Source organism: Granulicella sp. L60, assembly GCF_009765825.1.
Classification (GTDB): Bacteria; Acidobacteriota; Terriglobia; order Terriglobales; family Acidobacteriaceae; genus Edaphobacter.
Genome location: NZ_LMUR01000020.1, coordinates 383483 through 396306, shown reverse-complemented (window position 1 = coordinate 396306; position 12824 = coordinate 383483). Strand labels below are relative to the sequence as shown.

General features: G+C 59.5%; 11 protein-coding genes and 1 pseudogene. 4 read left to right on the top strand and 8 right to left on the bottom strand.

Annotation, left to right across the window (positions count from 1 at the left end; all coding sequences use genetic code 11):
* Positions 1–15: 15 nt before the first annotated feature.
* The gene (locus GSQ82_RS20270; protein WP_158794091.1) at positions 16–1293 is read right to left on the bottom strand and encodes a magnesium transporter MgtE N-terminal domain-containing protein; all 1278 of its coding nucleotides are present in this window, start codon (positions 1291–1293) and stop codon (positions 16–18) included.
* A 286-nt stretch (positions 1294–1579) separates the two neighbouring features.
* Between GSQ82_RS20270 and GSQ82_RS20265 the strand changes: the two genes are divergently transcribed.
* Positions 1580–2020: an ATP-binding protein gene (locus GSQ82_RS20265; protein WP_371417245.1), complete on the top strand. Its 441-nt coding sequence runs from the start codon at positions 1580–1582 to the stop codon at positions 2018–2020.
* Positions 2021–2034: 14 nt separating this feature from the next.
* Positions 2035–2382, top strand: coding sequence for an STAS domain-containing protein (locus GSQ82_RS20260; RefSeq protein ID WP_158794090.1), 348 nt, complete (start codon positions 2035–2037; stop codon positions 2380–2382).
* Between the two features lie 88 nt (positions 2383–2470).
* Here the strand turns inward: GSQ82_RS20260 and GSQ82_RS20255 are convergent, their stop codons facing one another.
* The 3 genes from GSQ82_RS20255 to GSQ82_RS20245 form a co-directional block, all read right to left on the bottom strand.
* Positions 2471–3055, bottom strand: a complete 585-nt coding sequence (locus GSQ82_RS20255; protein WP_158794089.1) for a LemA family protein — start codon at positions 3053–3055, stop codon at positions 2471–2473.
* 129 nt (positions 3056–3184) lie between these two features.
* Complete coding sequence (locus GSQ82_RS20250; RefSeq protein ID WP_158794088.1) at positions 3185–3973, bottom strand: YgcG family protein; 789 nt, start codon at positions 3971–3973, stop codon at positions 3185–3187.
* A 108-nt stretch (positions 3974–4081) separates the two neighbouring features.
* Complete coding sequence (locus GSQ82_RS20245; RefSeq protein WP_158794087.1) at positions 4082–4768, bottom strand: DUF4142 domain-containing protein; 687 nt, start codon at positions 4766–4768, stop codon at positions 4082–4084.
* A 135-nt stretch (positions 4769–4903) separates the two neighbouring features.
* On the opposite strand from GSQ82_RS20245, the gene GSQ82_RS20240 reads away from it, so the two are divergent.
* Positions 4904–6988, top strand: a complete 2085-nt coding sequence (locus GSQ82_RS20240; RefSeq protein ID WP_158794086.1) for a S9 family peptidase — start codon at positions 4904–4906, stop codon at positions 6986–6988.
* 53 nt (positions 6989–7041) lie between these two features.
* Here the strand turns inward: GSQ82_RS20240 and GSQ82_RS20235 are convergent, their stop codons facing one another.
* The 4 genes from GSQ82_RS20235 to GSQ82_RS25405 form a co-directional block, all read right to left on the bottom strand.
* Positions 7042–7662: a class I SAM-dependent methyltransferase gene (locus GSQ82_RS20235; RefSeq protein ID WP_254061800.1), complete on the bottom strand. Its 621-nt coding sequence runs from the start codon at positions 7660–7662 to the stop codon at positions 7042–7044.
* Positions 7663–7784: 122 nt separating this feature from the next.
* Entirely contained in the window at positions 7785–9755 is a 1971-nt protein-coding gene (locus GSQ82_RS20230; protein WP_158794085.1) for an ABC transporter ATP-binding protein, read from the bottom strand.
* 203 nt (positions 9756–9958) lie between these two features.
* Positions 9959–10339 (bottom strand): hypothetical protein, encoded by a 381-nt coding sequence (locus GSQ82_RS20225; protein ID WP_158794084.1) that lies wholly within the window; start codon positions 10337–10339, stop codon positions 9959–9961.
* 539 nt (positions 10340–10878) lie between these two features.
* Positions 10879–11613, bottom strand: coding sequence for a hypothetical protein (locus GSQ82_RS25405; protein WP_158794083.1), 735 nt, complete (start codon positions 11611–11613; stop codon positions 10879–10881).
* Positions 11614–11709: 96 nt separating this feature from the next.
* Here GSQ82_RS25405 and GSQ82_RS20215 point away from each other — a divergent pair.
* A pseudogene (locus GSQ82_RS20215) lies at positions 11710–12789 on the top strand (linear amide C-N hydrolase).
* The last annotated feature ends 35 nt before the right edge of the window (positions 12790–12824 follow it).

The following is a 12824-nucleotide window of genomic DNA, read 5'->3' as shown; positions in this document are numbered from 1 at the left end:
GTCGGGTTGGGATTTTTAGTGCTTTGCTCTTAGGAGGGCTATGACTTGTTCGGCGTGGATGACTCCGGTAAGACGTCTTGCGTGATCGACGACGGGGAGTGAACGCAGGTTGTACTTGTCGAAGAGCTCGGCTACCTTGCGGCCGTTGGCGTCGACGTTGCAGGTGACGATGTGACTGTGCGGCAGGCTGGATAGCGGTGTGCCGGGCGCGGCGAGCAGGAGTTGAACGAGAGGGATGAGCGCGACGATCTTCTCTTCGTCGTCGAGCAGGTAGATGTCGGTGATGATCTCGATGTCGCCCTCGAACTCGCGGAGCGCGGCGATGGCCTGTTCGAGGTCTGCATCGGATTGGAGGGCGATGTAGTCGGTGGTCATGCGCCCGGCGGCGGAGTCACCGGAGAACTCGAGAAGATCTTCGACCTCCTGACGCTCCTCGGGGTCCATCTCTTCGAGGATGGCCTCGGATCGCTCGTCGGTGAGCTCGGAGAGGAGGTCGGCGGCGGCGCCTGGGTCCATCTCTTCGACGATGCCGGCGATCTGTTCGGAGTCGAGGGACTCGATGAGGGCCTGCTGCATCTTTGGACGGACTTCCTCGAGGGCCTCGGCGGCGACCTCTTCGTCGAGGGAGAGGAAGAGGGCGTGGCGCTCGGCGGGGGCGAGCTCTTCGAGGATGTCGGCGATGTCGGAGGGGTGCATCTTCGAGAGGCGATCCTGCTCGACCTTGAGGCGGACGCGGCGTGAGGGGTCGCGGTCGATGAGGTCGACGAAGTCCCAGGGGATGATGCTGGCGCCGAAGCGGCAGGCGATGCGATCGACGGTGGCGGCGGGAAAGCCTTTGAGGAGGCGGCGGACGGCTCCGCGAAGGCCGACTTCGACCTCGGCTATGCGCAGGGAGAGCGTGGGGTCATCTTCGGGGCCGTTCTCCCAGACGAGATCGACGTCATTGACGCGAACGACTTTGTGTCCGTGGACGTCGATGATCTGCTGGTCGAGGAGGTCGCGTTCGAGGAGGAGGAAGCTGTCGTCGTCGGGAAGGGTGGAGGGCTGGGCGGTGTCGAGGAGCTGCATGGCACCGGCGTGGTTGAAGTGGAGGTCGGAGATGAGGACGAGGGAGGGGGTGTCGCTGCGGCGGGAGGCGACGCGGCGGAGGAGCAGGCCGTGGATGTGGGCGGAGTCGATGGAGGGGGCGACGGCGACCTCGCGGACGTGGCCGAAGGGGGCACCCTGGGCGTCGACGATGGTCGTACCCATGAGGGCGGAGGCGGTGGTGCGCGAGTTGGGGTGCTTGCTCATGGCAGGTGAAGGTGTTCCTTCAGACTTTATCTTCTTATCCGCTTATGTGTTTATCTTCTTATTTTCGTATCGTCCTAACCGCATGTTAGCCCAGCTTTGGTGGACCGAGGTGCAGCCAGCGCGGAGGTTTTATTGGCTTCCGGGCGATCCTGGAGGGGACAAAAACGGGGATCTCCGGAGAGGCAGATTCGGGTTCATCTTGACTTTCCGGAGATCCACAAGCACACTGCCATCATCGCTGTTGTCTGCCGTTGACGACTGGCACTCAGGTATCGCAAGGACAGCTTTGGCCGACTCAACGACTATGCGCGTCAGCTACACATTGGACTCGTCTCTCGACAGCGTCAATAAGGTTGAGCAGATCGCAGAGGACTTCGCCGCACGTGCGGGGTTCGATGAAGACACGGTTCCTCACATTGCCATGGCGGTGCGCGAGGCTGCCGTGAACGCGGTTTTGCACGGAAACTCGTACGACACGAATAAACACGTGACGGCATCGTTCGAGACGACGACGGACTCTTTGATTATCCGGATCGCGGATCAGGGCCCTGGGCTCGATCCTGATACGCTTCCGGATCCTCTGGCGCCGGAAAATATCCTTCGCGGCTCCGGCCGTGGCATCTTTCTCATCAAAGCCTTCATGGATGAGGTAAACTTTCGGCAGCTACATCCAGGCACAGAACTGACATTGATCAAGCATCGAACACCCGCGCAGCCGGGGACCTAAGGAGAAAACTAGTCATGAGCATGAAAGTAAAGACTCGCCAGGTAGACGGCGTTACCATTCTGGACCTCAGCGGTCGCATCACCCTCGGCGAAGGCAGCGTCACGATCCGCGATGCCGTGCGTGATGTGCTGGCAAAGGGTTCCAACAAGATTCTGCTCAATCTGGGCGACATCAGTTACATCGACAGTTCGGGGATCGGGGAGCTGGTCAGCGCCTTTACCACGGTAAAGAACTCAGGCGGCGAGCTGAAGCTGCTGAACCTGACCAAGAAGGTTCACGACCTGCTGCAGATCACCAAGCTCTACACCGTCTTCGATGTGAAGGACGATGAGGCTACCGCGATCTCTTCTTTCACCAAGTAAACTTCAGTTCGTTAGAACGTGAAACACAATAAAAAGGCCGTCGCTTGATGCGACGGCCTTTTTATTGGGCCAAGTCAGTTCGCTTCCGTTACTTCGAGAAGTCGACCTTCGGCGCCGTACCGTTCTCTGGATTGCCCTTGAAGTACTCGTCCCTGTAGTGGAAGCCTGCCATGTTGGCCCAGATGCTGTTGGGAAATTGGCGGACGTAGACGTTATAGTCTTCGAGCGTCTTGTTGTAGCGCTGACGCTCTACGGCGATACGATTTTCCGTCCCGGCGAGCTCGTCCGTCAAGCGAATGAACTGCTGGTTGCTCTTGAGGTCGGGGTACTGCTCCTGAAGGCGGAAGAACGGCCCGAGGGCTACGTCGAGCTTGGAGTTGGCGTTGATGCTGCTGGCGTGATCGCTGCCTGCGGCAAGGACGCCGGCACGGGCGTTGGCGATGTTGGTGAGGACGGTGGACTCTTCAGCAACGTACCCCTTGACGGAGGCTACGAGGTTGGGGATAAGGTCGAGGCGGCGCTGCTGCACCACGTTGACCTGCGAGAAGGCCTGATTGACGGCCTCATTCTTCTGCACCAGGGTGTTCTTCGCACCGATGTAGCTGCCTCCAACGAAGAGCAGCACGACGATGAGAAGACCCACGACGCCAAGTACAACCCATAACGATTTCATATTTTTTCGATTCCCCTTCGTGTCATTTCGATGCTTTCCTCGGCTGGTTCATCCGGGTGTACTGTATCACCCCGGCCCGAAATCCCAAGCCCTTCTTTGCGGCAAAATCGTTCTATCTCTGGAATCTCCTCAAAAATCTCCGCTTGCTCCACCGCCTCCGGAGCTGCCTCCGCCGAAGCCTCCGAAGCCGCCTCCGCCACGGTCGTCATCGCGTCCTCGTCCTCCGCCGAAGCCTCCACCTCCGCCGCCCATCAGGTTTCCGAGGAGGAAGAAGATGAGGCCGGTATTACCAGTTTTGACCAGGAAGAAGAGGATGAGGAGGATGGCGCCGCCGCCCAAGATGATCTGAGTGAGGCTGAGCTGTACGGGAACCTGCTGGCGGCGATACTGGTGGACGGGCGGACCGAGGTTCAGGGTGACGCCGGCGTCGGTGGCGATGATCTGGGCGATCTGGCGGACGCCGAGGGGGATGGCGGTGTTGTAGTCGCCCTGCTGGGCTGCGGGGACCATGGAACGGCCGATGTCGCCTACCTTGGCGTCGTTGAGGATGCCTTCGAGGCCGTAGCCGACCTCGATACGGCCACGCCTGGGGGTCATGACGAAGAGCAGGATGACGCCGCGGTCGGTTCCCTTGGCTCCGACCTTCCATTTGTCTTCGAGGGCGGTGGTGAACTCCTCGACGGACTCGTCGTTGTCGATGGTCTTGACGGTGACGACGGCGATCTGGGCGTGGGCCTGGCGGTCTACCTGGGTGCAGAGGTTTTCAAGATCGTATTTGGTGGAGGGTGAGAGAACTCCGGCGAAGTCGTTGACGTAGCCGGTGGGGGCCGGAAGCGTGGCGACCGATTCGGCCGTCAGGAGGGCTGACGGCGCGCACAGCATAAGGACGAGGATCAGCCAACGCGAGAGGTGCTTCATCGATGCTCATTTTACGCCCTGCAATTTGGCGCAACGGATTGCATGTTGCCGATTGCGTTAATTTCGCGGATTGGCGCGCGGTTGTGCGGATTTATCTCGTGAACGGCGTCAGGATGCGGGAGGCGGAGTGGGGTGATTGGGACGGGCGGGTATCGGGACGCCTTTGTCGCGGGCGAGCTTGTCGACCATGACGGTGTGATCGTGGATGGTCTTCTCGGCACTGATGACGGCATCGCGCAGGGTTGGGTCCGCAGCGTCGGCGGCCTCGATGCGGAACATGTGAAGGTCTTTGTGGTGGGCCTTGACCATGAGGGTAAGGTACTGGGTGTCAAAGTCGCTGCCGGAGAGGGTGCTGAGTTTGTCGTAGTCGGCCTGATGCTCTTTGTCGAGTGATTGAGACAGCTTGACGCCCATGGAGTCGGCTATGCCTGCCAGGTTGGCGTTGAGTTTAATGTGGTCGTCGATCATCTTTTGTGCAAAGGCTTTTACGTCGTCGCTGCCGGCTTTGTCTACGGCTAGTTGGCTGAGCTTGACCTCGGCCAGGCCGCCTTCGGCTGCCTTGCGGAGGAAGATCTTGTCGGCCATCACCTGTCCGACTTCGCCGGCGTTCTGGCCGGAGTCCTGCATGGCGGTGCTGGAGGCGGGTTGCTGTTGGGGTGGATTGGCTTGAGTCTGCGAGACGGGGATGGACATCAGGTCTGGCTGCGCGATGAGGAGGACGGGGGAGGAGAGGATGGCGGTGCTTAGGAGTACGGCGTAGAGGCGTCTGGGATTGATGATCAGGCTGGAAGTCATGGGTGTTGCTCCTTGACGGTCTGCTTAACGTCCGTGGCCGTCTTCGTTACAGTTATTTGGTGTTGAAAGATGGTTGGGGGTTGCTTTTAGGAGCACGGCGCAGGTTGTATCCTGTGGGTTGGAGAGCTTCGATTGATGACGCAGAATCTGATTACGCCGCCGAGTGCGCGCAAGGAATCGACACCGACTACGCTGCATGGGCATGTTCTGGAAGATGACTACCGCTGGATGAGGGATAAGACCTCGGCGGAGGTGATCTCGTATCTGGAGGCGGAGAACGCTTATACGGATTCGGCGATGGAGCCGACGAAGGAGCTGCAGGCGAAGCTGTATGCAGAGATGCTGTCGCACATCAAGGAGACGGATGAGTCAGTTCCCTATCGCAACCGTGGCTGGTTCTACTATGTGCGGACGGTGGAGGGGAGTCAGTATCCGATTCACTGCCGCAGGCTGGCTACCGGGGCGAGGTTCGATGAGTCGCAGCCGGAGGAGATTCTGCTGGATGTGAACCAGCTTGCGGAGGGTCAGCCGTTTATGGCGGTGGGCGGAATGACGGTGAGCCCGGATGGATTTCTGCTGGCTTACTCGACCGACAATACGGGTTTTAGGCAGTACACGATGCATGTTCGGGATCTGAAGACGGGGAAGGATCTCGCCGATACTGCTGAGAGGGTCGGGTCGATGGCGTGGGCTGCGGATTCGAAAACGCTTTTTTACACGACTGAGGATGAGGTGACAAAGCGGCACGACCACCTATTTCGTCATCGGCTGGGCGATGCGGCGGCGGAAGATGCGGAGATCTGGGAAGAGAAGGATGAGCGCTTCAACATCGGCGTAGGCAAGACGCGGGATGGCAAGTACCTGCTGATGGAGGCGGGCAGCCACACGACGAACGAGTGCAGTTATCTCTCTGCAGAGACTCCCGGCGGTATGTTCCTGGTGATTGCGCCGCGAGTGGATGAGCAGGAGTACCACGTCGACCATCGCGATGGACTGTTTTACATTCGCACGAACGATACGGGGAAGAACTTCAGGGTGGTGACGGTTCCGGTCGATGGCGGCGGCCGGGAGGCTTGGACGGAGCTGATTCCGGAGGATAAGGAGGCTCCGCTTGAGGACTTCGAGGTGTTCGCGGAGTTCTGCGTGAGTGCGCGTCGGAGGCTTGGGTTGCCGACGTTGACGGTGACGCAGTTTGGAGAGGGCGGAAGGCTTGGGGAGTCGAAGGAGATTGAGTTTCCTGAGCCGGTGTACTCGGCAGGGGCTCATGCGAATCCGGAGTTCGAGACGGATGCGTTTCGATATAGCTACCAGTCGCTCGTCTCTCCGGCATCGGTGTATGAGTATGAGGCGAAGTCTGGCGCATCGACGCTGTTGAAGCAGCAGGAGGTGCCGGGAGGGTTTGAGTCGGCGCGGTATGCTTCGGAGCGGGTGTGGGTGGAGGCGGTGGATGGGGTTCGGGTGCCGGTTTCTGTGGTGTATCGGCGCGATGGCTTTGGGCGTGACTCGAGCAGTCCGCTGTATCTGTATGGGTATGGTTCGTATGGGTATCCGCTGCCGATCGGGTTCAGTGCGTCGCGGTTGTCGCTGCTGGATCGGGGTGTGGTGATTGCGTATGCGCACATTCGCGGTGGCGGAGAGATGGGCGACCAATGGCATGACGCCGGCAAGATGATGGTGAAGCGGAATACGTTCACGGACTTCATCGCGGCAGCGGAGCAGTTGGTGGCGAAGGGATATGGGGCGAAGGATCGCGTAGCGATTGAGGGCGGGAGCGCGGGTGGACTGCTGATGGGCGCGGTGGTGAACGAGCGTCCGGATCTGTTCCGCGTGGTGCTGTCGCATGTGCCGTTCGTGGATGTGATGAATACCATGCTGGACGCTTCCCTGCCGTTGACGGTCGCGGAGTATGAGGAATGGGGGAATCCGAATGAGGCGGAGGCGTTTGCGTATATGCGGTCTTACTCTCCGTACGACAACCTGAAGGCTGCGGAGTATCCTGCGATGCTGGTGAAGACCAGCTTGAACGACTCGCAGGTGATGTATTGGGAACCGGCGAAGTATGTGGCAAAGCTACGTACGTTGAAGACCAACGATGCGCCGCTGTTGCTGCACGTCAACATGGATGCGGGACATGGAGGCGCGAGCGGGCGCTATGACTACCTGAAGGAGATCGCGTTTGACTATGCGTTTCTGCTGCGGGAGTTGGGTGTGGAAGGGTAGAACGGGAACGGCGCGATCTGCCATTGAGGCTGACGCGCCGTTGGCGCTTTTCGTTAGCGTTTGCGCAGGACCCAAGTGGTCATGCAGCGGTAGTCCTGCACGATGGTGGTCTTGAGCGGATCGACCATGACGGCGTTCATGTCGTGGGTCATCTTCATCAGGATGGATTCGTCGACGAGAAGCCACTCGGAGCCGTCGTTGATGCGGAAGATGTTTCCGCGAAGACGCTCGAAGTCCATTCCGATGCGCGAGCCGAGGCGGCAGAAGAAGAGTCCGCCGGGTTTCAGGACGCGCCAGAGCTCGGAGACCATCGCGAGGAAGTGCGCGTCGTCGCGGGCGAAGTGGAGGACCGAGTTGCATAGGACAACGTCGGCGAAGTTGTCGGCGAAGTCCATCTTCTCGATGAGACCTACGCGAAAGTTTTCGGCGCTGAGGTTTGGCGCGAGTTCTGCTGCTAGGGCTCGGACGTGCCTTACGCCTTCGGCGCTTGCATCGATCGCGTGGACCTCGCATCCTTCACGGAGCAGATGGACGAGGTTGCGTCCGTAGCCGCAGCCGGCGTCAAGGACGCGCATGCCGGGGGCGATGTTGCCGCGCAGGATCTGGTCGAAGACGTAGATGTCGATCTGGCCGAACTGCTCTTGCACGTTCATCGCTGCTTCGGTAAGTGCCATTTATTCTCCGTTTATTAACTGCTCATTATCTTGAATAGACTTGTCCTGCCGGACGGCCCCACTGCGTGTGGGGCGACCACTTCGTGGTGGGTGTACTCCTTCGGGTGGCCGTTGGTCGGGAGCTATACCTTTGTGATCTCGGTCTCTTCGATCTTGTCGCCTTCGCCGGGAGCCAGGAAGAGATTGGTTTCGAGGCCGTGCTGGCGGGTGTAGAGATCGTAGTAGCGGCCCTGGAGCTGGTAGAGGGACTCGTGGGTGCCACGCTCGACGATCCTGCCCTGCTCGACGACGAGGATCTGGTCGGCGCGGCGGATGGTGGAGAGGCGGTGGGCGATGACGAAGGTGGTGCGGCCCTGCATGAGGAAGTTGAGGCCGTTCTGGATCATGGCCTCGGACTCGGAGTCGAGGGAGCTGGTGGCCTCATCGAGGATGAGGATGCGCGGGTCGGCGAGGATGGCGCGGGCGATGGAGAGACGCTGACGCTGACCGCCGGAGAGCTTGACGCCGCGTTCGCCGACGATGGTCTCGTACTTCTCCGGGAAGCGCTCGGCAAACTCGTCGACGCGGGCGATGTGGCAGGCGTTCATGAGCTGCTCGTCGGTGGCGTTGGGGCGGCTGAAGAGGATGTTGTCGCGGATGGTGCCATCGAAGAGGAAGGTCTCCTGGAGGACGACGCCGAGCTGCTCGCGGAAGCTGGAGAGGCGGATGGTGGCGAGGTCGGTGCCGTCGATCAGGACCTGGCCGCTGGTGGCGGTGTGGAAGGCGCAGATAAGGGAGATGATGGTGGATTTGCCGGAGCCGGAGGAGCCTACGAGGGCGGTGACCGTGCCGGGCTTGGAGTCGAAGCTGATGCCGTGGAGGACGGGTTTGCCGGGTTCATAGGCGAAGGTGACGTCCTGGAAGGCTACGTCGCCGTGGATCGCGGCGAGGGGGACAGTGCGACTGGGTTCACTATCTTCCTCCTGCTCGTTGAGGATCTCGGTGGTGCGATCGAGTCCGGCGAGGGCTTCGGTTAGCTGGGTACCAATGTTGACGAGCTGGACGATGGGCGCCACCATGAAGGCGAGGAGCATGGTGTATTCGACGTAGCCGCCGACATCCAGGCGGTGGGCTGAGATCTCCATGGCTCCCACATACATGACAAGGCTTCCGACGACTCCTAGAACCATGGTGGAAGAGAGCGTCATGAGCGATTGGGCGGTGATGGAGCTGATGACGTTATTTAGGAGGCGTTCAACGCCGGAGGCGAAGACGTTAGCCTCGCTCTGCTCAGCGTGATACCCCTTGACTACGCGGACGCCGCCGAGCGATTCGGTGAGGCGGCCTGTGACCTCAGCGTTGATTTTGGCGCGTTCGCGGAAGATTGGCCGAATGGTCTTGAATGCCTTCTGCAGGATAAGACCGAAGACCAGAAGGATGCAGAATGTGAGCAAAGTCATCCGTGTGCTGATACGGATGAGGATGCAGAAGGCGAAGATGGCGGTAAGGATACCGCCGACGAACTCAATCAAGCCTGTGCCGACGAGATTACGCACGCCTTCGACGTCGGTCATGATGCGGGCGACGAGTGTGCCGGTGCGATTTTCGTCGTAGAAGGCGACGGGAAGACGGCCGATGTGCTCTTGGACCCTGCGGCGGAGTTCGGTGATAAGGCGCTGGCCTGCGGTGGAGAGCAGTTGTGTAAGCGAGTAGGAGGTGATGCCCTGAAGGAAAGTGGCTGCAGCCACTGTGCCGATGATGTATGGCAGCAGGTGGCTCTGGTGGCTATACATCAAGTTGTTGAGCAGGTAGCGAACTGAGGTGGGACGCAGAGACAGTTGCTGTTTGTACATTACGTTATTGATGAGGTAGCGGGAGGAGATGGGAAGGGCGAAGCTACAGAGACGGTTGATGACCATCAACAGAAAGCTACCCGCGATGAGCCAACGGCGCGGCTTGACCAGGTTCCAGACCTCGGGCATTACCTTCTTGAGACTGGGTTTGGGTCGAGAGGCGGTCAGGTCGGCTGCGGTGGCTTTGTTGGTGCCGCGGGTGGGCCGGTCTACGGACTTCATACCGCCGCCAAAGCTTGATGGACCAAAGGAAGATGCCATAGATACACCAAGTTTACGCCGGTGGTTGAATGTGGCGTGACATTGAGACTGATTGACGCGTACGGTATCAGGTCTCGTTTCGGTTGTCCGAGCAGCAACGATATAGCCAAACCCACTAGAGACGGCTAACAACTTAGATGAAGCCGGGCAGAGGCGCGATGCAGTATGAGGGCAGTTCCCTGTTGCCCGGCTACGTTGCCCGGCTAGACGGCGAGGCGGGCGCGACGGGCGGAGATGAAGGAGCGGACGCAGAAGAGGACGTAGATGAGGCAGAGGAGCGAGAGTGCGCCCTTCTCCTCGACGGCGGCGGGGTGCGCGAAGAAGGCTCCACGCGAGAGACGGATGGTGTCGATGTCCGCGGGGATGGTGCCGAGGAAGACGAGCAGGGCCACGGTGACGGAGATGTGCATCCAGAGCATGCGTTTTTTGGGATTCTCGGAGTTGGCCATGACTCCGAAGAGGATGAAGAAGAGGCCAATGATGCCGGGGATGAGCGCGGTGGGATGGGCGCTGCCGGTGGCGACGAAGCCGAAGACGCCGAGCAGGATGAGCAGGATGCCGAAGCCGATCGTAAGTTTTGCCATGTGCGGGAGACTCCTCGTTTGTGGTCTGGTTCTGGATGGTCCGGTTGCGTGTGGTTAGGTTCAGGGTAGTCCGGTTTTGCTTGGTCAGATTCAGGATACTTGATGAACCGGTGGCTTGAAGGGTAGGGAGGACGGTCTTGTTGCGGGCGTGGGCCTGGGCGCGCTTGTTGTAGTCGAGCATATGGTCACGCATCTGGTCCTCGGAGATACAAGGTTATGTTCGCTATCAGACAGTTTCCAAACGGGCATCGGCGTATGGTCAGTCGTCTGGGCAGTAACTTGTTGGGTTTCCTGTGCCGGTATACCTTACATATGAAATCAGTGGATGCTATGGAACGATCAGCGAATGGCTTTCCGCTTCGGCAGAATACGGACGGGACCTACGACTCTATTTGTCCGCAATGTTTCCTAACGGTTGCTACGCGGAAGACGCGCGGTGAAGTGGTCGAACTCGAAACTCTTCATCGTTGTGGGGAGGCGGCTCTGGCAGAGATTCGCACGGCTAAGAGGGAGATACAGCAGGATCTTTAGCCGGTGGGTCAGACGAGGGACTGCTGTTCCTGCGGGGTGAGCCAGAGGAGGCGCTGGATGGGGCGCTCGCGCTGGAGGATTCGGGGGGCTGCGTTGAGCCATCGGCGGCGGAGATGGTCTCCGGCGGGAAGCAGGGACAGGGCGTGGGTGTCGAAGGCGCGCTGGGCGGCGGGTGTGGGGAAGGTGAAGGTGCCGAGATGCCAGTTCTGTTGATGCAGGATGGCGGTGAGGTGGGCTTCGGCGTTGAGGGCGTTGGGGGTGGGTGCGGAGCTGGTGGGTTCGTGGCTTTCGAGATCTGCTAGATCCGCGATGAGGGTGCCCTGGGATTGGAGGACGGCGATGGCGGCGGCGTGGGTGGGGTTGCGGGTTAGATCGGCGAAGAGTTGCGGGCTTACGCCTCGTTCGATGATCTCCTGAAGGATGGTGGTGGGGCTGCCCTGGAGACCGGCGGACAGGGGGAGATGTTTGCGGATCTCGTTCTTGATGGCGCGGAGGGCTTCGTCGAGGGTGTTGACGATGAAGTCGCAGGAGCCGGAACGGATGGCGTCTTTGAGGGTGGCGGGATTGTCTTCGATGGAGAGGCAGACGGCGCCGGCGATGTTGGAGGCGAGTGCGAGGGCTGAACCTTGAAGGTTGAGGCCGCAGGCGAGGATGAGGGAGCCGCCCCAGTCTTGACGGAGCGTGTGGAGGAGGGTGAAGGTGCGGAGGGTTATAGCTTGTGCGGAGTTTGGTGAGGGAGGCATTCGTAAGAATCGTATCTTACGCCGCGGTGAGTTGATAACCTCGGTGTAGACTTGACGAAAATTTCGGGGCTTCAAAAATCTGCAGTCCTTTGGGAGATGGAGATTATGTTGAGCTTAGGGAAGTCACACTGCGTTTCTCTGTTTCTGCGTACGTTCGTTTGCTCTCTGGTTGTGATGCCGCCGTTGGGAGAGGCTTGTACGCGGGCCGTCTATCTTGGCGCCGATGGGAACGTGATTACTGCTCGCTCCATGGATTGGAAGGTCGATGTCGGGACGAATCTCTGGATCTTTCCGCGGGGGATGAGTCGGAGTGGAGAGACGGGTGCAAGTTCGCTGACGTGGACGTCGAAGTACGGCAGTGTGATTGCGACCGGCTACGATGTTTCGACTACGGATGGAATGAACGAAAAGGGCCTGGTTGCGAATGTTTTGTAGCTGGTGGAGTCGAAGTATCCTGCTCCGGCTTCGACCAAGCCTGGGCTTGCGATCTCCGTCTGGGCGCAGTATGTTCTCGACAACTTTGCAACGGTGCAGGAAGCTGTCGATACGCTCGAGAGAGAGCCTTTTACGATGATTACGGCGAATGTGCCGGGTGAGGATAGGCTGGCGACTCTGCATCTGGCGATGTCGGATGCGACGGGCGATAGTGCGATTGTTGAGTACATCGAGGGGAAGCAGGTGATCCATCATGACCGCAAGTACCAGGTCATGACGAACTCTCCGGCGTTCGATAAGCAGCTTGCGCTCGATGATTACTGGAAAGAGATTGGAGGGACGGTGGTTCTGCCGGGTACGAATCGCGCGGCGGACCGGTTTGCGCGGGCCTCGTTCTATATCAATGCGATTCCCAAGGAGGATAGTCCGGATATTACGGTGGCGAGTGTGTTCAGCGTGATTCGGAATGTTTCCGTGCCGTATGGGATCACGACTCCGGATCAACCGAATATTTCTTCGACGCGATGGAGGACAGTCGCTGACCAGAAGAGGATGATTTACTTCTTCGAGTCGGCGCTGACGCCGAATACTTTTTGGGTCAACTTCAAGGATGTGGATTTTTCGGCGGAGACCGGGAAGGTGATGAAGCTTGATCTGGGGAAAGATCAGAAAAACATATATTCCGGCAATGCGGCGAATGACTTCAAGGCTGCGAAGCCGTTCAAGTTTCTGGGGCTGTAGGTTGATGAAAGCTGGCGGCTGCGAGTTGTGACGGG

Bases quoted from the DNA above. Each gene is read 5' to 3' on its own strand.
- GSQ82_RS20270 (WP_158794091.1), bottom strand. From the start codon at position 1,293: ATGAGCAAGCACCCCAACTCGCGCACCACCGCCTCCGCCCTCATGGGT.
- GSQ82_RS20260 (WP_158794090.1), top strand. From the start codon at position 2,035: ATGAGCATGAAAGTAAAGACTCGCCAGGTAGACGGCGTTACCATTCTG.
- GSQ82_RS20255 (WP_158794089.1), bottom strand. From the start codon at position 3,055: ATGAAATCGTTATGGGTTGTACTTGGCGTCGTGGGTCTTCTCATCGTC.
- GSQ82_RS20250 (WP_158794088.1), bottom strand. From the start codon at position 3,973: ATGAAGCACCTCTCGCGTTGGCTGATCCTCGTCCTTATGCTGTGCGCG.
- GSQ82_RS20245 (WP_158794087.1), bottom strand. From the start codon at position 4,768: ATGACTTCCAGCCTGATCATCAATCCCAGACGCCTCTACGCCGTACTC.
- GSQ82_RS20240 (WP_158794086.1), top strand. From the start codon at position 4,904: ATGACGCAGAATCTGATTACGCCGCCGAGTGCGCGCAAGGAATCGACA.
- GSQ82_RS20235 (WP_254061800.1), bottom strand. From the start codon at position 7,662: ATGGCACTTACCGAAGCAGCGATGAACGTGCAAGAGCAGTTCGGCCAG.
- GSQ82_RS20230 (WP_158794085.1), bottom strand. From the start codon at position 9,755: ATGGCATCTTCCTTTGGTCCATCAAGCTTTGGCGGCGGTATGAAGTCC.
- GSQ82_RS20225 (WP_158794084.1), bottom strand. From the start codon at position 10,339: ATGGCAAAACTTACGATCGGCTTCGGCATCCTGCTCATCCTGCTCGGC.
- GSQ82_RS25405 (WP_158794083.1), bottom strand. From the start codon at position 11,613: ATGCCTCCCTCACCAAACTCCGCACAAGCTATAACCCTCCGCACCTTC.